The sequence below is a fragment of the Anoxynatronum sibiricum genome (assembly GCF_039414295.1).
Taxonomy (GTDB): Bacteria; Bacillota; Clostridia; order Peptostreptococcales; family Tindalliaceae; genus Anoxynatronum; species Anoxynatronum sibiricum.
Map to the genome: position 1 here is coordinate 1 of NZ_JBCITM010000031.1, position 24,988 is coordinate 24,988.

A 24,988-nucleotide genomic window follows, 5' to 3' on the forward strand; every position below is an offset into this window, starting at 1 on the left:
ACTTTTTGTGTTACTTAGTCAAAGATCAAAAGCAAAGACAGTAACGAAGCTATTGGCTCACAAATTGGCGAGCACAATGGCTCAAAAATTCATCAGCGCGCGGCTCAGAAATTCATTGACATTCGGATGAAAATATTGAAACAGAGATAAACGAGTTAAAAAATAAGCTTAAATAAAGACATGTCCGATTCCCTGCAGTCTGGCCATGACACCGAAGCCACTCCGAAGCCACTAACCGCATCAAAAGCAAAAAAGGCCACAGCGGTTACGTCTTAGGGTTAAGCGAAACCTGTTCACCAGACAACCCATTCCAGCTCATCACCGATTACAGCTTTCAGTCCAACATTACTGATATTCTTCACCGCAAAACTAAATAAGGTCACGATCTTTACCTCCTGGAAGGATCATTGCATCAACGATTTTGAGTGAAAGGCGATGCGATTTTCTCCACAAACAATTTCCTGATACAATCGGCCATCTTTGATAATGAGCACGCGCTTGCTGCAGCTAGCGACGTATGCGTCGTAAGTAACCATCAAAATTGATGTGTTTTTTTGTATTGAGTATTGAAAATAGGTCCATCACATCTTTAGAGTTCTTGGAGTCAAGATTTCCTGTCGGTTCATCGGCAAGAAGTAATAAGGGATTTGCTACAACTGCTCTGGCAATTGCTGTGCGTTGTGCTTGTCCACCTGATATTTCAAAGGTGCTTTTGTTAAGCAACTTTTCAATTCCAAGAAGCTTCGAAACTGCATTTGTTCTTTTTTTTACCTCGACAACTGTTACACCCTCAAGTGTAAGGGGAAGCATAATAATTTCGCCCATGCTCTGTTACAGGAAGAAAATAGACTGGGGATTATTGATTTACAGTGAAAGTGCGTTATTCCACCAACCATAGAGAGGTTCTCTTGGAGGGTTATGTTGTAGAGGTTAACGATTAATGCCATTTTGAAGACGGTGCGGTCAAAGCCCGACTTTTTGCAACATTCTAAAACAGGACGTCAATCTCAGTTTTAAAGTGGAGGTGCTATGATGACTCGAAAGCAAAAATGGCTGATTGGCCTGACCTGCTTCATAGGATCGATTTTCATGGCTTGTGGTGATGGCGGGTCAATGACAGTTAAGGAAATAGATCTGCAACACCTGGTGACGCCAGCAGGTCTGATGGTCCAAAACAAGGAAGTTTATGAAATGGTCCAGGAAATAGGCAACAGTGGCCCTGGGGTAGCTTTTGATGACATGAGTCAGTTGGAGAACGAAGAACGACAGGAAGTTGAAGCCTTCTTTGGACAACTGCCAGGGCAAATGCTGGAGATTGAGGAAAGAACCGTTGAGATCAGGGATGAGGCGACCATTGAGGCCATCTTTGATGCGCTGAAGACAGCTTCTGGGGAATACGTGATTGACGACGAAGACATAACCAGTTGGCTTGAGAGTGACTTCTATTACGTCAGTGTGGCTTATGACGACGAAGTCATTAACCAGAAAGGCCATGCCATGGATTACCCAGAGCAGTTGCAGGAGGGGTATGTCTTTTATCTGTATGTGCTGGAGGATGACAGACTGTTTTTTCCGGATGGCAAGATGAATGGTGAAGGCGGACAGGGACTGGTGACAGTGCCTTTTGATTTTCAGTGGTTTGAAGGGTTGATCCATTAGCCGCTTCACTTTCAATGCAGCGGTTTTCCAACTGAAAAAAAGTGTAACAGATAGCTCCTCTATATCGTTTTCATAGCAAAAGGAGATGATCATATGAACATGAGAAGAGTCATTCAGTTACTGTGTGTAGGTGTCGTCATTTTTTTGTTGAATGGGCCGGTTTTTGCGTTGAACGAAGTGAAAGAAGCACCAAGTATTGAAACACAAGAATTGATACAGCCTCTGTTTACACACATCGTATTGTTTCAGAATAATTTTGATATCGCTTCAAACGGCCAGGTATCGGTTTCGTCTTATTTAACAGCAAGAAATGTTGACTCCCTCAGAATCAATATCAGCTTACAACGCTACAACAATAATAGGTGGACAACCATAAAATCATGGTCGAATACTGCGAATGGTACAAGTATGGGGCTCAGCGGGAGTCACTATGTTACAAAAGGGTACTCGTATCGAATGGTTTCAAATGGAATTGCTTATCGAAGTGGTTCACAGGTTGAAAGTGCGGCACATACAAGTTCATCAAAGTACTACTGATGTGTTGTGCGAACATGAGTGTGAGCCGTCATAATTCCTAAGAATCACATCCAAAAAATGAGAAAGGGGTTTAACAATGAACATTAGCAATGTGAGCTCAACCAATTATTACACTGGAGCTAAGGCTGCCTCCAATAATAACCTTCAAGACAAGTTCGAAGACTTGATCAATAACGAAACTGATATATATGTATCAGAAAAGTTTAAATTAGCAAAGAATAGTGATGTTGGTTCAAAAGTGTTCGATTTATCCAAACTTAATGGGAAGTTACAGAATACATTGCTGTCCAATGATGTAAAGATGTTTTATCAGGAAAGTACAGGGCAGACAATCTTCAGGACGTTCTTTAAAAAGCCCAACTCCAATGAACCGATGATAGTTGATGTATGTGTGCCAAATCATAAGTTTAGTGAGGGTATAGATGAAAAAACATTTAATGATACGATAGGCAAAGCTATTTTGCTTATGGATAGAGTAATTTCAATGCATACAGTTCTTGGAGAGGTGGTTGCTGATGCATATGGGTCTGAATTTAAGTATATACACCAGGCGAGAAAGTTAGACTTCTCAGGATATGTGGAGGCGATAGAAAACCGGATCAAGTCGATGGCCAATTATGATTTATACAAAGATAACCCTTTAAGCAGCGGCAAACATGTTTCGGAGGCAACGATTCAAGAACTGTTGAAAGAACTGGAAGACATCTTATTTGAGTTGAAAATAAAAATGTAAATGATCATCGGCTTTCAGCAAGTTGATCAACGGGTGTGACATTTTCAACTGAGGTATAAGCGGAACCTAACCAAACATCTTCGACTCAAAAATGTAGGTTGATATTAGGTTGATATAATGAATGCAAAAGAAAGAAAAGGAGATAGATGGTTAAAATCAAGTTATAAGAAGCATCTTGGCAGATGCCTGGTGTCACATTAGAGGTGTTTATCTGTCGGCGTTAACTGAATCTTCACTTCGATTTTGACTGGTTGAAACAGCAAAATGATGGATAGATGTGAGTTGACAATCCCATTCAGTAGGGTATAATGAACCAAAGAAAGTTAATCGATGCACAAAAGCGATGAAAAAGAGGAGTAGGCAGCGCAGCTCCCCAGAGAGAAAAGTCCCTGGCTGAAAGACTTTTTGGAACACTGGCTGTTGAAGGTAGCTTTGAAGCTTCCGGGTGGAAGCCTGCTTTGGCAGGTGCGTACATGTGGACGGTGCAGGCCGTTATCCTGATGAAGTGTCGGCACTTTGGTTGTTGTTTTGTTGCCGGAATTAAGGTGGTACCGCGAAGCCCTTTCGTCCTTAGAGATAGGAGAGAGGGTTTTTTTGATGGGAAAAAATCATTAATACGAAAGTTGATATTTGAAGGAGGAAATACAATGGCAAACCAGTTACCTAAAAACTATGACCCCAAGGATTTTGAGAAAAAAGTGTATCAGGACTGGCTGGAGAAAGGGTATTTTCGTGCAGAAGTGAATGAAAATAAAACCCCCTTCAGCATCATGCTGCCGCCCCCCAACATCACCGGTGCCTTGCACCTGGGCCATGCCCTGGACCAAACCATTCAGGATATCCTCATTCGCTACAAGCGTATGAGCGGGTTTGAAGCCCTGTGGATGCCGGGAACCGACCATGCCAGTATCGCCACAGAAGTGAAAGTGGTTGAAAAGGTGAAAGAGGAAAAGGGAATCAGCAAAAAAGAGCTGGGCCGGGAAAAATTCATGGAAGAAGCCTGGGCCTGGCGGGATACCTATGGCCGTCGCATTGTGGAGCAAATGCAGCAGCTGGGCAGCTCCTGTGACTGGGATCGTGAACGTTTCACCATGGATGAAGGCTGCAGCGCCGCTGTGACAGAGGTGTTTGTGCGTCTCTTTGAAAAAGGGCTGATTTACCGGGGGAACCGGATCATCAACTGGTGCCCGGACTGTAAAACTTCCCTTTCTGATGCAGAGGTGGAACATGAAGATAAAATGGGGAATTTCTGGCATGTGAAATATCCCATTAAAGGCGAAGACGGGTTCATCGAAATTGCCACTACACGCCCCGAAACCATTTTGGGAGATACAGCCGTGGCAGTGCATCCTGATGATGAACGGTACAAGCACCTTATTGGAAAAATCGCCATTCTGCCCGTTTTGAACCGGGAAATTCCCATTATTGCCGATACCTATGTGGACCCGGAGTTTGGCACCGGTGCGGTGAAAATCACCCCCTGTCATGACCCCAACGATTTCGAGGTGGGGGTGCGCCACGACCTGCCCCAAATTCGGGTGATGAATGACGATGCCTCCATCAACGAGCTGGGAGGCCCCTACGTGGGCATGGCTCGTTATGAATGCCGAAAAGCACTGGTAAAGGACCTGGAAGAGCTGGGACTGCTGGTGGAGGTGAAAGAACGGAACCACAGTGTGGGGCACTGCTACCGCTGCCATACGGCAGTGGAACCCCTCACCTCCGAACAATGGTTTGTGCGCATGGAACCCCTGGCAAAGCCAGCCATTGATGCCGTCAAAGACGGATCCATCAAATTTGTGCCGGAACGGTTTGACAAAACCTACTTCCACTGGCTGGAGAATATTCGGGACTGGTGCATTTCCCGGCAATTATGGTGGGGGCACCGGATTCCTGCCTACTACTGTGATGACTGCCAGGAAATCACTGTGGCCCGCCAGGCACCTGATGCCTGCTCGAAATGCAACAGCACCAACCTGCGGCAGGATGAAGATGCGCTGGATACATGGTTCAGCTCTGCCCTGTGGACCTTCTCCACCCTGGGATGGCCGGAGCAGACCCCTGAACTGAAATACTTCCATCCCACCGATGTACTGGTGACTGGCTACGACATCATCTTTTTCTGGGTGGTGCGCATGGTATTCTCCAGCCTGGAGTTTATGGAAGAAATTCCCTTTAAGCATGTGCTGATTCATGGACTGGTGCGGGATGCCCAGGGCCGAAAAATGAGTAAATCCCTGGGGAACGGGGTAGACCCCCTGCAGGTAATTGATGAGTTTGGTGCCGATGCCCTGCGCTACACCCTTATTCAGGGGAACAGCCCCGGCAGTGACATGCGGTTCAGCCAGGAAAAGCTGGAGGCTGCCCGTAATTTTGCCAACAAACTGTGGAACGCCACCCGTTTCGTTCTGATGAATTTGGAAGAAGAAGTACCGACAATGGAAACCCTGGCCGACAGCCTGGCACTGGAAGATGAATGGATTCTTTCCCGTCTGGAACGGACCCGCCAGGAGGTGACAGCCAATCTCGACAAATTTGAACTGGGGCTGGCTCTCCAGAAAATTTACGATTTCACATGGAACGAATATTGCGACTGGTACATTGAGATGACCAAAACCCGCCTCTACGGCGATAATGAAGACGCCCGAAAAACCGCCCAGGCGGTGCTGACAGAAGTGCTGAAAGGTATTCTGCGGCTCTTGCATCCTTTCATGCCCTTTATCACGGAAGAAATCTGGCAGACCCTGCCCAATACCATCGGCAGCGTGATGGTGGCGCCCTGGCCGAAAGCCATGGAAGAGGCACTGAAACCCCAGATGGAAACCCGCATGGAGCACCTGATGACGGCCATTCGCAACATCCGCAACATTCGGGCAGAAATGAATGTGCCCCACAGTGTGAAAGCGGCCCTGCAGGTGGTGGCTCAGACAGAAGAAAGCCGCCAGATCATCACCATGGGAACCCCCTACCTGAAAAGCCTGGCAGGCATTGCCGATGTCAGCTTCCTTGAGAAAGAGGAGGATGCTCCCAATCTGGCGGTTTCCACCATGATCCCCGGAGCCCAGCTGTACATTCCTCTGGCAGAGCTCATAGACCTTGACAAAGAAATTCAGCGGCTGGAAAAAGAAAAGGAAAAAGCCCTGGCAGAAATCAAGCGGGTGGAAGGCAAGCTGTCCAATGAAGGCTTTATGAAAAAGGCTCCAGAAAAGCTGGTGGAAGAAGAAAAGGCCAAGAAAGCCGGTTTTGAAGAGATGCTGGTGACCCTTGAGAAACGCATTGCAGAGCTGAAAATCTAAAGTAACAAGGAAACCAGGGATCTGGTGATGATGAATCGCACGAATCAATGATAAGAGGAGGCTGACGCCCCCATGAATTATGAAGAAGCGCTGACCTACATTCACAGTACCTACAAGTTCGGCAGCAAGCTGGGCCTCACCAATATCAAAGCCCTGCTGGCCAAGCTGGGCAACCCGGAAAAAAACCTGCCGGTAATTCATGTGGCCGGTACCAACGGGAAAGGTTCTGTCTGCTCCATGCTCCAGTCGGTACTCACTGCAGCGGGCTATAAAACAGGTTTATACACTTCGCCTTACATTCAACGTTTCAACGAGCGCATTCGCATCGACGAAACCATGATTCCCGATGAAGATCTGGCGGTCATGACTGCCGAAGTCAAAATCGCCGTGGAAGCCATGCTGGCCGAAGGCTGCACTCACCCCACCGAGTTCGAGGTGGTCACTGCCATCGGGTTTCTTTACTTCGCCCGGGAGGCGGTGGATGTGCTGGTGCTGGAAGTGGGGCTGGGTGGAACGGGAGACTCCACCAATGTGGTGGACCAGCCCCTGATTTCCGTGATTACTCCCGTGGATTATGATCATATGGAGTATCTGGGAGACACTTTGGCGGCCATTGCCGGAGAAAAGGCAGGTATCATCAAACCCGGCTGCCCGGTGGTGGTGGGCGGGCAAATGCCGGAAGCCATGGCCGTTATTGAAGCCAGGGCAGCGGCGTTGGAAGCGCCCCTGTTATCGGCCCTGTCTGACACAGTGACAGTTCACGAAAGTCGTCTGGAAGGGCAGCGGTTCTCTGCCATTCTGGGTGGGGTTGACTATCGAAATATCCAGGTGGCCTTACCGGGCTTACACCAGGTGGATAACTGCCTCATCGCTCTGCGCGTATTGCAGGAACTTCCCCGGCGGGGAAATTACACGATTTCCCAGGAAGCCCTCTACCAGGGACTGGCTTCGGTGAAATGGATGGGGCGGCTGGAAATTCTCCAGCATCACCCTCTGTTCATTATTGACGGAGCCCACAACCTGGCAGGTGCCCGGTCGTTGGCCGGCAGCATTGAACGGCTGCTGCCAGATCAGCCTGTCACCTTCCTCACCGGCATGATGGCCGACAAAGATGTGAAAGGATTCCTGGAAATCCTGTTGCCAAGAATTCGCCAGGTGGTGGTTACCCGGCCTGAGAATCCCAGGGCCATGGCAGCAGAAGAACTGGGAAGGATCATTGAGCAGCATCAGGGCAATGGAGGCATAACGGTTACCGTGGTGCCTGACCCCGAGGCTGCTGTTGACAAAGCCATTGAGCTGACACCTGAAAATGGCGTGGTGATTTGCGCCGGTTCCCTCTATTTGCTGGGAACTGTCAGGCAACGGGTATTGTCAGGGAGTGATGCGTGATGGATATACCGGTATCACCAGAAAGGCTGGTCAATGAATCAGAAAAAGCATTAAAGGCTCACCAGCTGGAACTAAGTAAGCTTTTAAAAGAAGCGGGGGCTGATCTGGTGGGTTTTGGCCAGGTGGCCCCCTGGCTTCCTGCTGATCTGACAGATTTACCCGTCGCCATTTCGGCGGCGGTGCATTTGTCAGGGCGGATCATTGAAGAAATCAGTGTGACCGCCGGCCCCACCCAAACCTATTTTCATCATTACCGATCGGTGAATACCCTGTTGGACCAAATGGCCCTGAAAGCCATGCTGCAGATTCAGCGATGGGGCTATGAGGCACTGGCCATTCCCGCATCCCAAAGCCTGAATGAAAAAGAACAGCGGTACCGCGGCCGCTTTCAGCACCGTCTGGCAGCCACTCGGGCGGGCTTGGGCTGGATTGGTAAAAACAGCTGTCTGGTGACACCAACCTATGGGCCCCGGGTGCGCCTGGTGACCATCCTCACCAACATGCCCCTGGCCACGGATGATCCGATGACAGAAAGCCGCTGCGGGGAGTGCCGCCGGTGTGCTGATGCCTGTCCGGCGGGGGCCTTGGCGGGTAACCTTCAATGGACGCCGGGACTGGAACGGGAAGCCCTGGTAGATCCTTCTCTGTGCAGCCATCATATGAAAAAAGCCTATCAGCATATTGGGCGGGGAGCTGTTTGCGGTATCTGTTTCCGCGTGTGCCCCTGGGGTAATGAATAGAGAAAGCCTTATTCAACAGACAGCAAAAGAAACAGTAACAGACAGCAACAGATCGCAGATTTAGGGGACCATCGATGCGAACAGTACCACAGTGCCCGCGGGGTTTATGGAATGCATCGAATCCTGAATGGTAGTTGCCGGAAAGGATGTTGAAATGATTGGACTAAGTGGTCGGTTCAGAAAAGACAATCAGAATACGGTTAACAAGGAGCAAAAGACACCGCGCAGAAAAAGTGGACTGCTGGTGCTGATCTCTCTTTTGATTCTGGGACTGGGAATCTCAGGGCTGTTCATGGCATGTTCAGATGCTTCTGACACCAGCAGTGGAGCAACGGGCAATCCGATGCCGCCACTGGTAACTGATGAAGGAACGGCAACACCTGTGGAAGGCACAAATGCAGGAGATGAAGATGTGTCAGAAGCGTCTGAAACGTCGCTGCCGGCGGACTCGGAAGAGGCAGCAGGTCAATCACTGCAACAGGTTCCCGTCTATGAGGCAGCAGACCCGGCTTCTGTTGAAGCAGACGAACTTGGGCAGATCATGGTGCTCATGTACCATCACATTCGTGAGCCAGAGGCGGAATGGTCCCGGACACCTGATCATTTTCGTAAAGACTTGAAAGTGCTCTATGAACAGGGCTTTCGACCCATTCGCCTCATTGATTATGCCCGGGGCCAGATTCATGTCCCAGCAGGCACAACACCGGTGGTCTTCACTTTTGACGACGGGAACGAGAATAATTTCAGAATGATTGAGGATGAAGCAGAAGAATGGATCATTGACCCTGACTGCGCTGTGGGAATTCTCATGGCCTTTCATGAAGAGCACCCTGAATTTCGACCCCATGCCACCTTCTTTATCAATGGCGGCACCCCTTTCGGACAGCCGGACTGGGTGGACTTTAAACTGAATTATCTGGTGACCAATGGCATGGATATTGGCAATCACACCGAAACTCATCTGCATCTGGGAGATGCTTCAGCAGAGCAGCTTCAGCAGGAGCTGGGGCGCATTCAGCAACTGATGAACCGGTATGTGGACGATTATCCGGTGAACACTTTTGCCCTTCCCTTTGGATCGAGGCCGTCCAGCGATTCAGTGGCTCCTTATGTGGAAAGGGGGACTTACCAAGAAGTGACCTACGTGAACGAAGCTGTGCTGGAGGTGGGCTGGGACCCCTATCATTCCCCTTATCACCGGGACTTTAATCCCCACAAAATACGCCGGGTAAGGGCCAGCGAAACCAAGGTGGATGGTGTGGGCATGTATGACTGGCTGGCATCTTTTGAATCTGGCAGTCGGCGCCGGTTTATCAGTGACGGCGACCCAAACACCATTGCCATTCCTGAGAGCAGGGCAGAGCTGCTGAGAGAAGATCTTGAAGGCTACGAAATACGGTTGTATGAAGCACCATAGATACAAGCTGAACATGGGTGAAATCAAAGTTCGTAGCTTTCATTATCACAGACCGGTTATCCGTTCTGCTCAGGTTGAAGGCAACTGGTTTTGGTCAGAGCAGCTGACTCCAAATTTTCAAGGCTGCTCTTAGCCAAATTTCCAGTCTTCATCGAATTTTGTCTACAGTCTGCACAGACCGGTTCGCCGGTCTGCTTTCGGTTGAGTATCCGAAAAAAGTGGATAGGAGGTGGCCCATGTTTTCCCAGGAGTTCCTCATAGTTCCGGCGGTAATTTTTTTTATCATCCTGATTTCCATTCAGTATGCTCTGAACCAGATTGTTCAGCTGTTAAAGGAAATCAAGAAATTGCTGGATAAGAACAAACATAATCAGAATCCTCCCATGCTGTAATGCCTGTATCCATTGACATGACTTTATTTTTCGAATAGAATGGATGGAATCAAAGCAATCAGAAATCTAAAAATCACCGGACTTGACTGATCACCGGATCAACTGAATAAAGGGGAGGTAGTTCAGGCATGAACATTGAAGAAAGAGTGTGGGAGGTCCTTTGTTCTGAAGAAGTTATTGAAACCCGTATCCGTGAACTAGGAGCAGCCATCACCCATGATTACGCTGGCAAAAATCTGTTTGTGGTGTCATTACTCCGGGGTAGCTTCATCTTTGCAGCTGACCTGGTGCGTCGTATTGATCTGAAACTGAAGGTTGATTTTATGACCAGTTCCAGCTATGAACATGGCGAAGAAACCACAGGTCAGGTGACCATTCTGAAAGATATCGAGGAAGATCTCACCGGGTTTGATGTGCTGGTAGTGGATGATATTGCAGATTCTGGCCTGACCATGAGTCATGTGATGAAGCATCTAAAGGGAAAGAACCCCAAAAGTGTGAGCTGCTGCGTGTTGCTGGACAAGCCCTCCAGAAGAAAAACAGAGCTGGTGCCCGACTACATTGGTTTTGCCATTCCTGACCGTTTCGTAGTGGGCTATGGGCTGAACTACGGGGATTATTATCGTAATGTGCCCTATGTGTTTGCGGTCACAGATGAAAAGCGCTGAAATAGAAAAGAAGCCAGTGAAACCATATGGCAAACGATGATTTGTTTGTTAAGGTGCATTTTTAACTGATTGATGATCAGTGACCATTAACGGGCAGAGAGCTAATGGAAGAAAGCTGCCACCGAAAGCAGGGGAAAGATGAACAAAGGGATGCGATGGTCTCAAGAAGTGGATAAGATGGTGGGGAAGCTGATTCAAACCCGCTGCGAGTTGCATGAAATACCGGAACTGGCTTTCCAGGAGTTGGAGACGGCAGATTATGTGGTACGCCGTCTGACAGAGCTGGGCATTGAGTGCCGTACCGGTATTGTGGGAACAGGTGTGGCTGGCTGGATACCAGGCAGTCACGGTCGTAAGACTTACTGTTTCCGGGCAGATATGGACGCTCTTGAAGTGGTGGAGCTGAATGAGGTTCCTTTCAAGTCAAAAAAGCAAGGGAAGATGCACGCCTGCGGTCACGACGGACACATGACGATTTTACTGGGATTGGCTGAAGTGCTTGTAAAAGGCGATTTTCGTCTGAGTGATAATGTGCTGCTTTTGTTTCAACCGGGGGAGGAAGGCACTGGAGGTGCTGAAAAAATTGTCAAATCCGGTCTGCTGGATGAGTACCGAGTGAATGAAATTTATGGGCTGCACTTGTTTCCTGGTATTGGACAGGGAAAACTGGGCGTACGCCCCGGGCCCATGATGGCCCAAAACAGCGAAATAGACATCGTCATCTGGGGAGAAAATGCCCATGGGGGAACGCCTCACATGGGTAATGACGCCCTTGTGGTGGCTTCGCAGTTGATGTTGGCCATTCAGACCATTATCAGCCGCAGCCTCAACCCGCTTGATCCGGCAGTCATTACCTTTGGGCGCATGAGCGGCGGTGAGGTTCGCAACATGATCGCGCGACAGGTGCGGTTGGAGGGCACGATTCGAACATTCCGTGAAGATACCTATGAAACATTGAAAAGCAGGCTGCTGGCAGTGGTGCGGGGAATGGAACTAACCTACCAGTGTCAGGTGGATGTGGATCTAAGGGAGATGTACCCGGCAGTCTACAACCCGTTAGAGATGGTGGAATCATTTCTGCAAGCCCAGGGAAAGGAACATGTGGAGTTGGTTGAACCAGTGATGCTGGCAGAAGACTTCGCTTTTTACCAACAAAAGTACCCAGGTCTTTTTTTCTTTCTCGGTACCCGAAACGAAGAAAAAGGGCTGATTCATTCCCTGCATCATGGTCGGTTTAATTTCGACGAGCAGGTGCTGGCCACAGGAGTGCAGGCGTATTTGAACATACTGATTCACAAAGCTGCCTTTGATGTGGTTTAAAATGCAACACTCGACGGTGCATAATTGAAAGGGAAGTGATGACAGCGTGAACAAGCTTAGAACCTTGCGGGTATTTGATGCCAACTTACTTTTTTTAATTGGCAGTTTGCTTTTCTTCACCATTGGGTTTACCGTTCAGCAACGGGAACTTTATACAGGGCTCATTATTACCCAGCTGGCAGTGGTGTTGCTGCCTCCCTTTTTATACCTTGAACTAAGACGGATGAACGTGCGGCAAATTCTCCGTCTGAATACCATCTCTGTGCGTCAGGCAGTTCTGGCGGCCCTCATTACCATTTTCATGTATCCGGCTGCTGTTACTGCCAACCTCTTCATGTTGAACTTGTTGAGCAGAATCGGAAACCTGGAAATTCCCCAGCTGCCTGCAGCCAGCAGCCCATTTGAATACCTGCGGCTTATGCTCATAGTTTCACTGTTGGCCGGCGTTTGCGAAGAAGTGTTTTTCAGGGGCTTTATCATGCGCGGCTATGAATCGCTGGGGCAAGGAAAAGCAGTGGTAATCACGGCGTTTCTCTTTGGCATTTTCCATTACAATATTTACAATTTAATGGGTGCCATCATGCTGGGACTGGTTTTTGGCATGTTGGTGAAGGTTACGGGTTCGTTATACGCGGGGATTGTCGGGCACATCGTGAACAACGGATTTGCAGTGACGCTGAGTTATGCCTTTACCCTGCTGGCTCAGTGGATGCCGACGGAGGAAATGCAGTTAGCTGAAGAGACAGTGAGCGATTCGCTGCTGGCCAGTCTGCTGTTTTTTGGGGTGCTGGCGATTCTGGGGATGGGTGTCAGTTGGTATTTATATCGAAAACTGGAGACCAGCTCATCGCCACAGCAAGCCATAAGCACATCTACGCCGCCCTCACTGGTGAGTGATGATTCTTCTGCTGCATCCTCGGTCACTTCAAATGACGAAGAAAAAGCAGCTGAATCGCGGCTTGGTGACGACCCACAGCCTGAGCAAGCCTCACAAAACTCAGAAAAACAGGTACTGGAAACAGGGAATGGAGAACCACTGCCGGATGGACAGCCGCCATTGGTTCAATGGTGGGAATTTTTTCCGCTGACAGGTGTTATTCCTCTTTTCATCCACATCTTACTGATTCAAATATCCATGATCCTGGGACGCTTCTAACAAGCGGCCCAGGCAATTGAAAACGATTGCAAAAAACGGTCCAAAATTCACCAAATCGGTTGACAACTGCCGAACAATCGTGTAACATGAATACTGGTGGGAATACTTGATATTTTCATTAATTAAGTTTTGGGAGGAATTTGAGAATGGAAAAAGGTACGGTTAAATGGTTCAACGCGGAGAAAGGTTATGGTTTCATCTCCAGAGAAAACGGTGAAGATGTTTTCGTACACTTCTCTGCCATCACGATGGATGGATTCAAAACCCTCGAAGAAGGACAGGAAGTCAGCTTTGAAATCGTTGATGGTGAAAAGGGTCCTCAGGCTACCAATGTTCAAAGAGCCTAAGGAGTTACTTAGAATCTGATTTCAAATAAACTCGGAACCGAACAGGCTGGAGTACCGGCCTGTTTTTTGTTGATTTGTGGCCTTAGCGGCCGAAAGGTGGTTATTGAATGAAAGATCAATTAGTTCGTATGACAGCGTCAAATCACCAAATCAGAGGCTTTTTTATCTGCCATACTGGTATGGTTGAAAAGGCCCGTCAGATTCATCAACTGTCACCTGTCGCATCGGCTGCACTGGGAAGAAGTCTGGGAGCCACGGCCATGATGAGCCAGATGCTCAAAGGCGGCGGCGAGCGTTTCACCCTGCGCATCAACGGAGGCGGACCCATTGGAACCATTCTATGTGTCGGCAAACAGGATGGCAGCGTCAAAGGCCTGGTGGATCATCCTCAGGTGGAAAGCGTCTACATGGCTCCCGGAAAGCTGAATGTGGGAGCCGTTGTGGGAACAGACGGCGAACTGACGGTCATTAAAGACCTGGGGCTGAAAGCGCCATATATTGGCACCTATCCCCTTTCCACTGGCGAAATAGCTGAGGATTTAACCGCTTATTTCATGCATTCAGAGCAACAGCCGTCATCAGTGGGGTTGAGTGTGCTGGTGGATGTGGACTATCATATTAAAGCAGCCGGGGGGTTCATTCTTCAGGTGATGCCTGATATTGGAGAAGAAGTGTTATCTAAGTTGGAAAAACAGCTGCTGCAGCTGCCGCCGCTGAGTCAGCTGCTTGAACAGGCAGAAGATGCAGAAGAACTGATGCATCTGGTGATGCTGGGATTTGACACAGTGGTAACCGAACGGATGGAGCCTCGCTTCGAATGTGACTGCAGCCGTCACAGAATGGAAGAAGCACTGATCAGTCTGGGGGAAAAAGAGCTCAGAGAGATGATTCACGAAGATGGAAACGCAGAAATTACCTGCCATTTTTGCCTGACCGCATATCAGTTTAACCGAAATGAAATGGAAGTCCTGCTTCAGGAAGCATTGTCTCCCGGCAAACAATGATGCAGGTTGTCTTATTTACTTTCGCCATCCCCATGTTGATCGATGCTGTTACAGGCGCTTGGTCTTAAAACGTGAACTGCCCGATGTGTTTTTGGGCAGTTTTTTTTATCTGTAATCTTTTTATCTGTAATCAATACGAATCGTCCTTTCCAGGAAAACGTTTGTCTATTGACACAATAAATGTTTTTCAAGAAATATTCACAAAAATATTAAAAATTGTCATTTTCGCGGTTGACAAGCAGAAATTTACCTGTTAGAATTCTTTTTAAATTAGTCATAACGAAATGCGAAGACGGAGACAGTCAGATGGCGTACAACAGTTACAGAGAGTCGGTGGTTGCTGCGAACCGATGCTGTTGCCAAATGAGCATCCCTCCTGAGCAGATACCCCCAAAGATCGGCACAAGGCCGCCAGTAGGGGTACACGGTAAGCTCCGTTACAGGCTGAAGGTTTGATGGAACCTGATGAGAAGGTAAATGCGCTGATGGAATTAGTGTCCAGCCAAGAATGCAGTTACAGAGAGCCGGTGGCAGCTGCGAACCGGTACTGCGGGAAAGACACGACTCACTCCGGAGCAGTGATTCCGAATCATTTTAGTAGGAGTCAACGGGAAGTCCCGTTACAGACTGCGGGTTTGATTGAACCTGAACTGAGTGGTTTTTGTGTATGCACATACATAAAAGCAATGAGGGTGGTAACGCGTGGTAAATGCCTCGTCCCTGCAATAATGCAGCGACGGGGCTTTTTTGATTTTAAAAAGGAGGCGCAGGCATGAACAAACATGTGTTGTCATTGCTGGTCGAAGACCAGCCGGGTGTCACCAGTCGTATTTCAGGGCTGTTCACACGAAGGGGCTACAACATCGAAAGCTTTTCTTCCGGCAGTACTGAATTACCGGGCATGACACGCATTACCCTGGTGGTCAATGGTGATAAGGAAGTTCTGGAACAGATTCAAAAACAGCTGAACAAACTGATCGACGTGGTCAGCATTAAAGAACTGAAGCCTGAAGAATCGGTTTATCGTGAACTGGCGCTCATCAAAGTGAGTACCACCGATGCCAACCGGGCATCTGTGCTGGAAGTAGCGGATATTTTTCGGGGAAAAGTCATTGATGTGGCCACTGACTGTGTCATTCTGGAAGTCACCGGTGATTATCAAAAATTGGAAGCGTTTATTGATCTGATGAAGCCCCATGGGATCCGGGAAATTGTTCGTACCGGCCTCACGGCCCTTGGACGTCGTAATCACTGATTCTCTGATGAAGGCAGGCAATAAAGATTCAAAACATAAAGGAGGAAACATCAATGGCAAAAATGTTTTATGAAGAGGAATGTCGTCTGGAGAAACTGCAGGGAAAAACAGTGGCGGTCATCGGTTATGGAAGCCAGGGCCATGCCCATGCCCTCAATCTACATGAATCTGGCGTGAAGGTAGTTGTAGGCCTTTATGAAGGCAGCAAGTCCTGGAAACTGGCTGAGGAAGCAGGTTTGAAAGTGGCTGTTGCCGCTGAGGCTGCCGCTGAGGCAGAAGTGGTGATGATTCTCATCAATGATGAAAAGCAGGCTCAGCTTTATCGGGAAAGCATCAAGCCAAACCTTTCGCCCGGCAACTATCTGGTGTTTGCCCATGGGTTTAACATTCAGTATGGTCAGATTGTCCCCCCGGAAGATGTGAACGTGTTCATGGTGGCACCCAAAGGGCCTGGCCACACGGTGCGCAGTCAGTATCAGGAAGGCAAGGGAGTTCCCTGTTTGGTTGCCATTCATCAGGATGTCACCGGTGATACCATGGATGTTGCCTTGGCTTATGCAGCCGGCATTGGTGGTGCCCGCGCAGGCGTGCTGGAAACCACCTTCAAGGAAGAAACCGAAACAGATCTTTTTGGTGAACAGGCAGTGCTTTGCGGTGGTGTGACCGAACTGATGAAGGCGGGATTTGAAGTACTGGTGGAAGCAGGATACCAACCAGAAAGTGCCTATTTTGAATGTCTGCATGAAATGAAGCTGATCATCGATCTGATTAATCAGGGCGGCCTCAGTTACATGCGTTACTCGGTGAGCGATACCGCCGAATACGGAGATTACAGTGTGGGCCGGCGCATTATCACTGAAGAAACCAGAAACGAAATGCGTAAGGTGCTCAAAGAAGTGCAGGACGGCACGTTTGCTAAAAACTGGATTTTGGAGAATCAGGCTAACCGGCCCCAGTTCATGGCACGACGCAAAATGGAACAGGAACATCCCATTGAAATCGTAGGCAAAGATCTTCGAAAAATGATGAGTTGGCTGAAAAAATAATGATCATAAGGTTGGCATAGACCACAGCAACACATAAAGCGTGTGAAGATACAACCATGGCAAGCTGAAAAGATCTGAAAATAGATTAAAAAGGAGTTGAAAATGATGGAGCGAAAGCATCTGATGGTTTTTGATACCACGCTGCGGGATGGCGAGCAGTCACCGGGGTGCAGCATGAATCTGAGAGAAAAACTGGAGGTGGCCCGTCAGCTCGAAAAGCTGAAAGTGGATGTCATAGAAGCCGGATTTGCCATTGCATCTCCCGGCGACTTTGAAGCAGTCAAAGCAGTGGCTGAAACCATCAGAAACGCGCGGGTGGCCAGTCTTGCCCGCGCCGTTCCACAGGATATTGATCGGGCTTATGAAGCTGTTAGAGCTGCTGAAGCGCCGCGGATTCACACCTTTATTGCCACTTCGGACATTCATATTGAATACAAACTGAAGTCCACCCGGGAGCAGGTGCTGGAGCGGGCAGTGGCCATGGTGAAGTACGCCAAAAGCCTGTTGAGTGATGTGCAGTTCTCAGCAGAGGATGCCACCCGCAGCCAACCCGAATACCTGTACGAAATCTTTGAGGCGGTGATTCGGGCAGGTGCTACAGTGATCAACGTTCCTGACACTGTGGGGTATACCACACCGGATGAATATTACCAGCTGATTGATGGGATCCGCCGAAATGTCCCCAGCATTGACAAAGCCACCATTGCCGTGCACTGTCACAACGATTTGGGAATGGCGGTGGCCAACACCCTGGCAGCAGTCAAAGCCGGAGCAACCCAGCTGGAATGCACCATCAACGGAATTGGAGAACGGGCCGGTAATGCCGCTATGGAAGAAATCGTCATGGCCATTAACACCCGGCAAGATCAGTTTCCTGCCAAAACACGCATTGAAACCACCCAATTATACCCTGCCAGCCGTCTGGTAAGCCAGGTAACCGGCATGAAAGTACAGCGAAACAAGGCTGTTGTGGGTGAAAATGCTTTTGCCCATGAATCAGGCATTCATCAGCATGGGGTATTGGCCAATAAAAGCACCTACGAAATCATGACACCTGAGTCGGTGGGGGTTGCCACCAATCAACTGGTACTGGGAAAACACTCCGGCCGTCATGCCTTCGAAGACCGGCTGAAAGATCTGGGATACCGATTGGAAAAACAGGCACTGGACAACGTCTTTGAAGAATTTAAAGTATTGGCTGACAAGAAAAAAGTGATTTATGACCGGGACCTGGAGGCGCTGGTGCAGGAAAAAACCATGCGCATGGAAGAACATTACCGCCTGAAGCAGTTTGTGATCAATTGTGGCAACCAGATGACCGCCACGGCCACTGTCAGGCTCATCAATGGAAAAGGGGAAATGGAAGAAGTATCCACAGGCAGCGGTCCAATTTATGCCTCCTTTGGAGCCATTGATAAACTGGTGGGGATGACATTTGATCTGGAAGACTATTCGCTGCAGGCCATCACTGAGGGTGAAGATGCCCAGGGAGAAGCGCTGGTGCAGATTCGAAAAGAAGACGGCCGGCAATACCACGGCAGCGGGATCAGTACTGACGTGATTGAGGCCAGCATCAAAGCCTATCTCAATGCTATCAACCGAATGATCAGTGATGTCAGGGAAGAGGGAGCGTGAAAACATGACAAAACCGGCAGGCAATACCAATATTGCTGTCTTTGATTCCACTTTAAGAGATGGCGCTCAGGCAGAAGGCATTTCCTTCTCAGTCGAAGACAAAATCAAAATTACCCGGGCCCTTGATGAACTGGGTGTTGCCTACATTGAAGCAGGCAATCCGGGATCCAATCCCAAAGACCTGGAGTTTTTTCAGCGGGTGAAGGGGATTAACTTGAAGCATGCTGCGCTCACTGCCTTTGGAAGCACCCGGAGGCCAGGAGTTGCCCCGGCGGAGGATGACAACATTAAGAACCTGGTGCTGGCTGAAACCCCTGCGGTTGCTATCTTTGGTAAAAGCTGGGATTTTCATGTGACAGATATCATCAATACCACGCTGGAAGAAAACCTGGCAATGATTCAGGATACCATGGCCTACTTTAAATCACTGGGAAAAGAAGTGGTATATGATGCAGAACATTTCTTTGACGGCTACAAGAATAATCCGGAGTATGCCATAGCCACACTGCAGGCGGCTAAAACCGGCGGTGCTGACTGGATAGTGCTCTGCGAAACCAACGGTGGTGCTTTTCCTCAGGAGGTTTTTGATGCGACGGCGCTGGTCGTCAAAGAAGTTGGGGGCAAGATCGGGATTCACTGCCACAATGACGGTGGTATGGCGGTGGCCAACACCATTATGGCTGTCGAAGCCGGTGCCCGGCAGGTGCAGGGAACTTATGTGGGATTTGGTGAACGCTGCGGCAATGTAAATCTGTGCACGGTGATCGGGAACCTGCAGTTGAAAAAACGGATGCAGTGTCTGCCTGACGGTAAATTGCAGGAACTGACTCCCACTGCCCGGTACATTGCAGAGGTGGCCAACATCAGCTTGAATGAACGGGAACCCTTCATTGGAAACAGCGCTTTTGCCCATAAAGGCGGTATGCATATTGATGGCGTTCATAAAAATGTGCGCTCATTCGAGCATGTTGACCCGGAGAAAATTGGTAATAAAAGGCGTTTTCTCATGTCTGAAGTTGCTGGCCGCAGCACCATCCTGAATAAAATTCGCAAGGTAAATCCCAATATTCGCAAAGACTCTGAGGAAACACAATTGGTGATGCAACGGCTCAAAGAACTTGAACATGAAGGGTATCAGTTTGAAGGGGCAGAAAGCAGTTTTGAGTTGGTGATTCGTAAAACCCTTGGTAAATACAAACCATTTTTTACACTGGATCACTTTAAAATCATTGATGAGCAAATGCCTGATGGTACCCATAGCAGCACAGCAATCCTGAAAATTAATGTGGATGGCAAAGAAGAAGTGACAGCAGCAGAAGGTAATGGGCCGGTGAATGCACTTGATAAAGCGCTTCGAAAAGCGCTGGAAGCCTTCTATCCTGAGCTGAAAGAGGTGTACTTGGCCGACTACAAGGTGCGGGTGCTGGATACCCGTTCAGCGACAGCCTCGCGGGTGCGGGTACTCATTGAATCGTCTGACGGTCGATATGTGTGGAGCACCGTGGGGGTTTCGGGAGACATTATTGAAGCCAGCTGGCTGGCTCTGGTGGATTCCATGGAGTACAAGCTGCTGAAAATCATTGAAGAAAAAGCCAGCGCCTATATGTAAATGAAAGGTAGGAAGAACGATTACTGGACAGACAGGAGGCAGGCAAGATGGGTATGACAATGACACAGAAAATACTGGCGGTACATGCCGGGAGAGAAACGGTGAGTGCCGGAGAACTCATAGAAGCACAGCTTGATCTGGTATTGGGAAATGATGTGACAACTCCTGTGGCACTGCGGGAGTTCGAAAAAATGGGAGCTACAAAAGTGTTTGATCGGGAAAAAGTGGTGATTGTGCCAGACCACTTCACCCCCAACAAAGACATTCACTCGGCAGAACATTGCAGGCAAATTCGGGAATTTGCTGTTGAACAGGATATTGAAAACTACTTTGAAGTGGGAGAAATGGGAATTGAGCATGCTCTCCTGCCGGAAAAAGGGCTGGTGGTTCCTGGCGACGTGGTGATTGGTGCTGACTCTCACACCTGTACTTATGGTGCTTTGGGAGCTTTTTCCACCGGGGTGGGTTCCACCGATATGGCAGCAGGAATGGCCACCGGCAAAACCTGGTTCCGGGTACCGGAAGCCCAGCGTTTTGAACTCACAGGGAAACTACAGCCCTGGGTAACGGGGAAAGATGTGATTCTTCACATCATCGGCATGATTGGGGTGGATGGCGCCCGTTACCAGTCCATGGAGTTTACAGGTGAGGGTATTGCCAATCTGGGAATGGACGACCGGTTCACCATGGCCAACATGGCCATTGAAGCCGGAGCTAAAAACGGCATTTTCCCTGTGGATGAGAAGACGCAGGCTTATGTGAAAGAGCATGCCGTGAAACCTCATCGGGTATATGAAGCCGACGAAGATGCTTTTTATGAAAAAACCCACCGCATTGACCTTGCCACCATCCCCCTGACAGTGGCGTTTCCTCACCTGCCTGACAATACTCGCCCTGTGGCGGAAGCTGGTGATGTGAAGATTGACCAGGTGGTCATCGGTTCCTGCACCAATGGTCGCATGGATGATTTGCGGATGGCAGCCAAAATTCTGAAAGGGAAGAAAGTAGCGAAAAACCTGCGGTGCATTATTTTCCCAGGGACACAAAAAATTTACCTTCAAGCGGTGAGGGAAGGTTTGGTGGAGATCTTTGTGGAGGCTGGCGCAGTTTTCAGCACCCCCACCTGCGGCCCCTGTCTGGGTGGCCACATGGGAATTCTGGCCAAAGGCGAACGGGCGGTGGCCACCACCAACCGAAATTTTGTGGGGCGTATGGGACATCCGGAATCAGAAGTCTATCTGGCCAGCCCGGCAGTGGCTGCCGCTTCGGCGCTGACTGGTCGCATCAGCAGCCCGGAAGAGCTATAGTCAATCAAGTGAATCACAATACATTTACCGATGGAACCGAAAGAGAGGAAGTGACCCATGGTTGCACAAGGAAAAGCCTTTGTTTATGGAAATAACGTGGATACCGATGTCATTATCCCGGCCAGATATTTAAATAACTCCGACCCGGCAGCATTGGCCAGCCACTGCATGGAAGACATTGATGCTGATTTTGTGAATGAAGTGGAAGCGGGAGATGTGATTGTAGCCGGCAAAAACTTTGGTTGCGGATCTTCCCGGGAACATGCGCCCCTGGCCATTAAAACCGCAGGAGTGTCCTGTGTCATTGCCCAGACCTTTGCCCGGATTTTTTACCGAAATGCCATCAACATTGGCTTGCCCATTCTTGAATGTGAAGAAGCCGTCAATGAAGTGGAAAAAGGGGATGAGCTGATGGTTGATTTTGCTGCCGGCACCATCACCAACAAAACCCGGAACAAAACCTACCAGACACAACCGTTTCCGCCATTCATCCAGGCCATTATTGCCGCCGACGGCTTGGTGGGCCGGGTGAAGGAGGAACTCTCATGAAATTCACCATTGCCACAATACCCGGAGACGGAATCGGGCCGGAAGTCATTCAGGAAACCATAAAAGTACTGGAAACGGTGGCTGCCATCGGTGGGTACACCTTTTCGTACCCACTGCTGCTGGCAGGCGGTGCCGCTCTGGATGCCACGGGGCATCCGTTACCGGAAGAAACCCTGCAAACTTCTCAGGAAGCAGATGCAGTACTCTTAGGAGCAGTAGGTGGTCCCAAATGGGATCACCTGGAGGGGGAATATCGGCCTGAAAGAGCGTTGCTGGGGCTTCGTAAAAGTCTGGGCCTGTTTGCCAACCTGCGGCCTGCGGTGCTCTTTCAGCCATTAAAAGATGCCTGTCCCCTTCACCCGCAGATTGCCGCCAAAGGCATCGATGTCATGGTGGTGCGGGAACTCACCGGGGGCCTCTATTTCGGTAAGCAGGAGCGTCTTCAGGACGAAACCGGCGGCTGGTATGCCTATGACACCATGCAGTACCATGAAAGTGAAATCCGGCGCATTGCCCGGGTGGCCCTTGAGCTGGCGAAAGGTCGGTCGGGTAAGGTAACTAGCGTGGATAAAGCGAATATATTGGAGAGCTCCCGCCTGTGGCGAAAAACAGTGATGGAAGAAGCGGCGGCTTATCCCACCATCAGCCTGGACCACATGTATGTTGACAATGCCTCCATGCAGTTGGTGAAGAGCCCCGGACAATTTGATGTCATCCTTACAGAAAACATGTTTGGGGATATTCTTTCAGACGAAGCGGGAATGATCACCGGATCCATCGGCATGCTGCCTTCTGCCAGCCTGAGAGAAGACAAAGGCGGTATGTATGAACCTGTGCACGGTTCTGCGCCTGATATTGCCGGCCAAAACAAGGCTAACCCCCTGGCCACCATCCTGTCGGCAGCCATGATGCTGCGTATTTCTTTCGGACTGGAAGCAGAAGCGATGCTGATGGAGAGCGCTGTGGAGCACGTTTTGAACCAGGGCCTGCGTACCGGTGATATTTACAGTGACGGCTGTCAATTAACTGGCACCCGGGAAATGGGAGCCGCTGTTGTGGCAGCAGTGAAGCAGTTTGAAAAGAAAGGAGCCTGACCATGCAGCTCAATGGATCCCAAATACTGATGGAATGCCTGCTGGAACAGGGTGTGGATACGGTTTTTGGATACCCTGGAGGAACCGTCATCCATATCTTTGATGCCCTCTACGAGTACCAGGACCGCATCGCTCATATTCTTACCTCTCATGAACAGGGAGCCACCCATGCGGCAGACGGCTATGCCCGGGCAACGGGAAAAACCGGTGTGGTTATCGCCACTTCCGGTCCTGGGGCCACCAATACTGTCACTGGCATCGCCACCGCCCACATGGATTCCATACCCATGGTAGTGGTGACAGGCAATGTGCCTCTTCCACTCCTGGGCAAAGACAGCTTTCAGGAAGTGGATATCATGGGAGTCACCATGCCCATCACCAAGCACAGCTTTATTGTTAAAGATGTGAATCAACTGGCCGACACCCTGCGGCGGGCCTTCCATATTGCCAACGAAGGTCGTCCAGGCCCGGTGTTGGTGGATATTCCTAAAGATGTATCGGTGGCCATGGCCGCCTATACTCCCCAGGAGTTACAGGTCATTGAAAAGCAGAATACTATCACAGCGGAATCTCTGAAAAACGCGCTGGCCATTCTTAAAGAGTCAAAGAAACCTTTTATTCTGACCGGGGGAGGGGTGATTCGAGCCGACGCTGGCGAAGAAATGCTGGCCTTCATCGAAAAAATGAACGCCCCATTTTCTTCCACCCTTATGGGTTTGGGAGGAGTGAATACTGGCCATTCACTATTCACTGGCATGATTGGTATGCACGGGAGCAAAACCTCCAATATGGCGGCAACTCAGTGTGATTTACTCATTGCAGTGGGGTCTCGATTCAGTGACCGGGTCATTAGCAATGTGAAAGGCTTTGCCCCCGATGCTTTTATTTTGCACATAGACATTGATCCGGCAGAGGTGAATAAAAATGTGCGGGCAGTGCATCACCTCAGCGGTGATGTGAAACTGGCCCTCCAAAAGCTCAACGCTGCGTTGGAAGATACCCATGTGGAAGCAAGACAGTCATGGGTGAATCAGATTCAGGACTGGAAAACTTCCTATCCCCTGGCGACTAACCAGAATGGTACCATCAAACCCCATACCGTAATTCGCGCATTGAGTGACCTTACCTCCGGGCGGGCCATTGTTACCACCGAAGTGGGGCAAAGCCAGATGTGGGCCGCCCAGTATTATACCCACAGTGAACCCCGTACCTTCCTTACCTCTGGTGGGTTAGGTACCATGGGATTTGGTCTGGGAGCCTGTATGGGAGCAGCCATTGGGCGAAAGGATAAAAAAGTAATTAACATTGCCGGTGACGGCAGTTTCCTTATGAATTGCAACGAACTGGCGACCGCTGCGCATTACCAGCTGCCCATTTTGATCATTATTCTGGATAACGGAGTACTGGGCATGGTACGTCAGTGGCAGGATCTTTTCTTTGATAAACGGTTTGCCGGAACCACCATAGATCGCAAAACAGATTTTGTTAAGTTGGCTGAGGCCTTTGGTGCCAAAGGATATAAGCTGGAGAGAGTGGAAGATGTGGAATCAGTTTTAAAGGAAGCCTTGGTTCAGGACGGACCTGTGGTAGTCCATGTACCCATTGACAAAGACGACAAGGTCTTTCCGATGGTACCGCCGGGAGCTTTTATTCAGGATCTCATCACTGAAGAAACCCTCTAAATGAAAAGACCCTCCGAAGTGGAGGGTCTGAGGTTGTCGAAAAAGTCATGTTTTAGAGATGAAACATGGCTTTTTTGCGCTTAGAATCAGTTTTGAGGGGTGATATTGCTTTGAGAAAGGGTATTCCTATCCTCTATTATCAAGGATAGTGGC

Annotated in this window: 22 protein-coding genes and 2 other annotated features; of the genes, 21 read left to right on the forward strand and 1 reads right to left on the reverse strand. The window is 49.3% G+C overall.

All coding sequences use genetic code 11. The annotated features are described in order from the left end of the window. Positions 1 to 507 precede the first annotated feature (507 nt). The gene (locus AAIG11_RS17185; RefSeq protein ID WP_343187455.1) at positions 508 to 825 is read right to left on the reverse strand and encodes an ATP-binding cassette domain-containing protein; all 318 of its coding nucleotides are present in this window, start codon (positions 823 to 825) and stop codon (positions 508 to 510) included. A 207-nt stretch (positions 826 to 1,032) separates the two neighbouring features. On the opposite strand from AAIG11_RS17185, the gene AAIG11_RS17190 reads away from it, so the two are divergent. From AAIG11_RS17190 to ilvB, 21 genes are all read left to right on the forward strand, one after another. Continuing rightward, positions 1,033 to 1,659: a hypothetical protein gene (locus tag AAIG11_RS17190; RefSeq protein ID WP_343187456.1), complete on the forward strand. Its 627-nt coding sequence runs from the start codon at positions 1,033 to 1,035 to the stop codon at positions 1,657 to 1,659. Positions 1,660 to 1,752: 93 nt separating this feature from the next. Beyond that, a complete protein-coding gene (locus AAIG11_RS17195; RefSeq protein ID WP_343187457.1) occupies positions 1,753 to 2,196 on the forward strand; it encodes a hypothetical protein in 444 nt (147 codons plus the stop codon). A gap of 76 nt (positions 2,197 to 2,272) precedes the next feature. Beyond that, a complete protein-coding gene (locus tag AAIG11_RS17200) occupies positions 2,273 to 2,929 on the forward strand; it encodes a hypothetical protein (RefSeq protein ID WP_343187458.1) in 657 nt (218 codons plus the stop codon). Positions 2,930 to 3,263: 334 nt separating this feature from the next. Next, positions 3,264 to 3,504 (forward strand) — a binding site (T-box leader). Positions 3,505 to 3,576: 72 nt separating this feature from the next. Beyond that, entirely contained in the window at positions 3,577 to 6,225 is a 2,649-nt protein-coding gene (locus tag AAIG11_RS17205) for a valine--tRNA ligase (protein WP_343187459.1), read from the forward strand. Positions 6,226 to 6,297: 72 nt separating this feature from the next. Further along, on the forward strand, positions 6,298 to 7,614 hold the full coding sequence (locus tag AAIG11_RS17210; RefSeq protein WP_343187460.1) for a bifunctional folylpolyglutamate synthase/dihydrofolate synthase: 1,317 nt from the start codon (positions 6,298 to 6,300) through the stop codon (positions 7,612 to 7,614). Further along, the gene (locus tag AAIG11_RS17215) at positions 7,614 to 8,354 is read left to right on the forward strand and encodes a 4Fe-4S double cluster binding domain-containing protein (protein ID WP_343187461.1); all 741 of its coding nucleotides are present in this window, start codon (positions 7,614 to 7,616) and stop codon (positions 8,352 to 8,354) included. Before AAIG11_RS17210 ends, AAIG11_RS17215 begins: the two co-directional genes overlap by 1 nt. A gap of 127 nt (positions 8,355 to 8,481) precedes the next feature. Further along, positions 8,482 to 9,771, forward strand: coding sequence for a polysaccharide deacetylase family protein (locus AAIG11_RS17220; protein WP_343187462.1), 1,290 nt, complete (start codon positions 8,482 to 8,484; stop codon positions 9,769 to 9,771). A gap of 236 nt (positions 9,772 to 10,007) precedes the next feature. Further along, positions 10,008 to 10,163 carry a hypothetical protein gene (locus AAIG11_RS17225; RefSeq protein WP_343187463.1) on the forward strand — a complete coding sequence of 52 codons (156 nt, stop codon included), beginning with the start codon at positions 10,008 to 10,010 and terminating at the stop codon, positions 10,161 to 10,163. A 134-nt stretch (positions 10,164 to 10,297) separates the two neighbouring features. Further along, a complete protein-coding gene (gene hpt, locus AAIG11_RS17230; RefSeq protein ID WP_343187475.1) occupies positions 10,298 to 10,831 on the forward strand; it encodes a hypoxanthine phosphoribosyltransferase in 534 nt (177 codons plus the stop codon). Positions 10,832 to 10,969: 138 nt separating this feature from the next. Continuing rightward, the gene (locus tag AAIG11_RS17235) at positions 10,970 to 12,151 is read left to right on the forward strand and encodes a M20 metallopeptidase family protein (protein ID WP_343187464.1); all 1,182 of its coding nucleotides are present in this window, start codon (positions 10,970 to 10,972) and stop codon (positions 12,149 to 12,151) included. Between the two features lie 46 nt (positions 12,152 to 12,197). Continuing rightward, positions 12,198 to 13,307, forward strand: a complete 1,110-nt coding sequence (locus AAIG11_RS17240) for a CPBP family glutamic-type intramembrane protease (protein ID WP_343187465.1) — start codon at positions 12,198 to 12,200, stop codon at positions 13,305 to 13,307. Between the two features lie 146 nt (positions 13,308 to 13,453). Next, the gene (locus AAIG11_RS17245) at positions 13,454 to 13,654 is read left to right on the forward strand and encodes a cold-shock protein (RefSeq protein WP_283407808.1); all 201 of its coding nucleotides are present in this window, start codon (positions 13,454 to 13,456) and stop codon (positions 13,652 to 13,654) included. A gap of 107 nt (positions 13,655 to 13,761) precedes the next feature. Continuing rightward, entirely contained in the window at positions 13,762 to 14,658 is an 897-nt protein-coding gene (gene hslO / locus AAIG11_RS17250; RefSeq protein ID WP_343187466.1) for an Hsp33 family molecular chaperone HslO, read from the forward strand. 473 nt (positions 14,659 to 15,131) lie between these two features. After that, positions 15,132 to 15,383, forward strand: a binding site (T-box leader). A 47-nt stretch (positions 15,384 to 15,430) separates the two neighbouring features. Further along, complete coding sequence (gene ilvN, locus AAIG11_RS17255; RefSeq protein ID WP_343187467.1) at positions 15,431 to 15,913, forward strand: acetolactate synthase small subunit; 483 nt, start codon at positions 15,431 to 15,433, stop codon at positions 15,911 to 15,913. Positions 15,914 to 15,966: 53 nt separating this feature from the next. Continuing rightward, positions 15,967 to 16,959 carry a ketol-acid reductoisomerase gene (gene ilvC, locus AAIG11_RS17260; protein WP_343187468.1) on the forward strand — a complete coding sequence of 331 codons (993 nt, stop codon included), beginning with the start codon at positions 15,967 to 15,969 and terminating at the stop codon, positions 16,957 to 16,959. A gap of 105 nt (positions 16,960 to 17,064) precedes the next feature. After that, positions 17,065 to 18,594, forward strand: coding sequence for a 2-isopropylmalate synthase (locus tag AAIG11_RS17265; protein ID WP_343187469.1), 1,530 nt, complete (start codon positions 17,065 to 17,067; stop codon positions 18,592 to 18,594). 4 nt (positions 18,595 to 18,598) lie between these two features. Further along, positions 18,599 to 20,203 (forward strand): citramalate synthase, encoded by a 1,605-nt coding sequence (gene cimA, locus AAIG11_RS17270; protein WP_343187470.1) that lies wholly within the window; start codon positions 18,599 to 18,601, stop codon positions 20,201 to 20,203. A gap of 47 nt (positions 20,204 to 20,250) precedes the next feature. Continuing rightward, positions 20,251 to 21,510, forward strand: coding sequence for a 3-isopropylmalate dehydratase large subunit (gene leuC / locus AAIG11_RS17275; protein ID WP_343187471.1), 1,260 nt, complete (start codon positions 20,251 to 20,253; stop codon positions 21,508 to 21,510). Positions 21,511 to 21,567: 57 nt separating this feature from the next. Beyond that, a complete protein-coding gene (leuD, locus tag AAIG11_RS17280) occupies positions 21,568 to 22,059 on the forward strand; it encodes a 3-isopropylmalate dehydratase small subunit (protein WP_343187472.1) in 492 nt (163 codons plus the stop codon). Further along, positions 22,056 to 23,153, forward strand: coding sequence for a 3-isopropylmalate dehydrogenase (gene leuB, locus AAIG11_RS17285; protein WP_343187473.1), 1,098 nt, complete (start codon positions 22,056 to 22,058; stop codon positions 23,151 to 23,153). The genes leuD and leuB overlap by 4 nt, the downstream gene beginning before the upstream one ends. Before the next feature lie 2 nt (positions 23,154 to 23,155). Beyond that, positions 23,156 to 24,835, forward strand: coding sequence for a biosynthetic-type acetolactate synthase large subunit (gene ilvB, locus AAIG11_RS17290; RefSeq protein WP_343187474.1), 1,680 nt, complete (start codon positions 23,156 to 23,158; stop codon positions 24,833 to 24,835). Positions 24,836 to 24,988 lie beyond the last annotated feature (153 nt).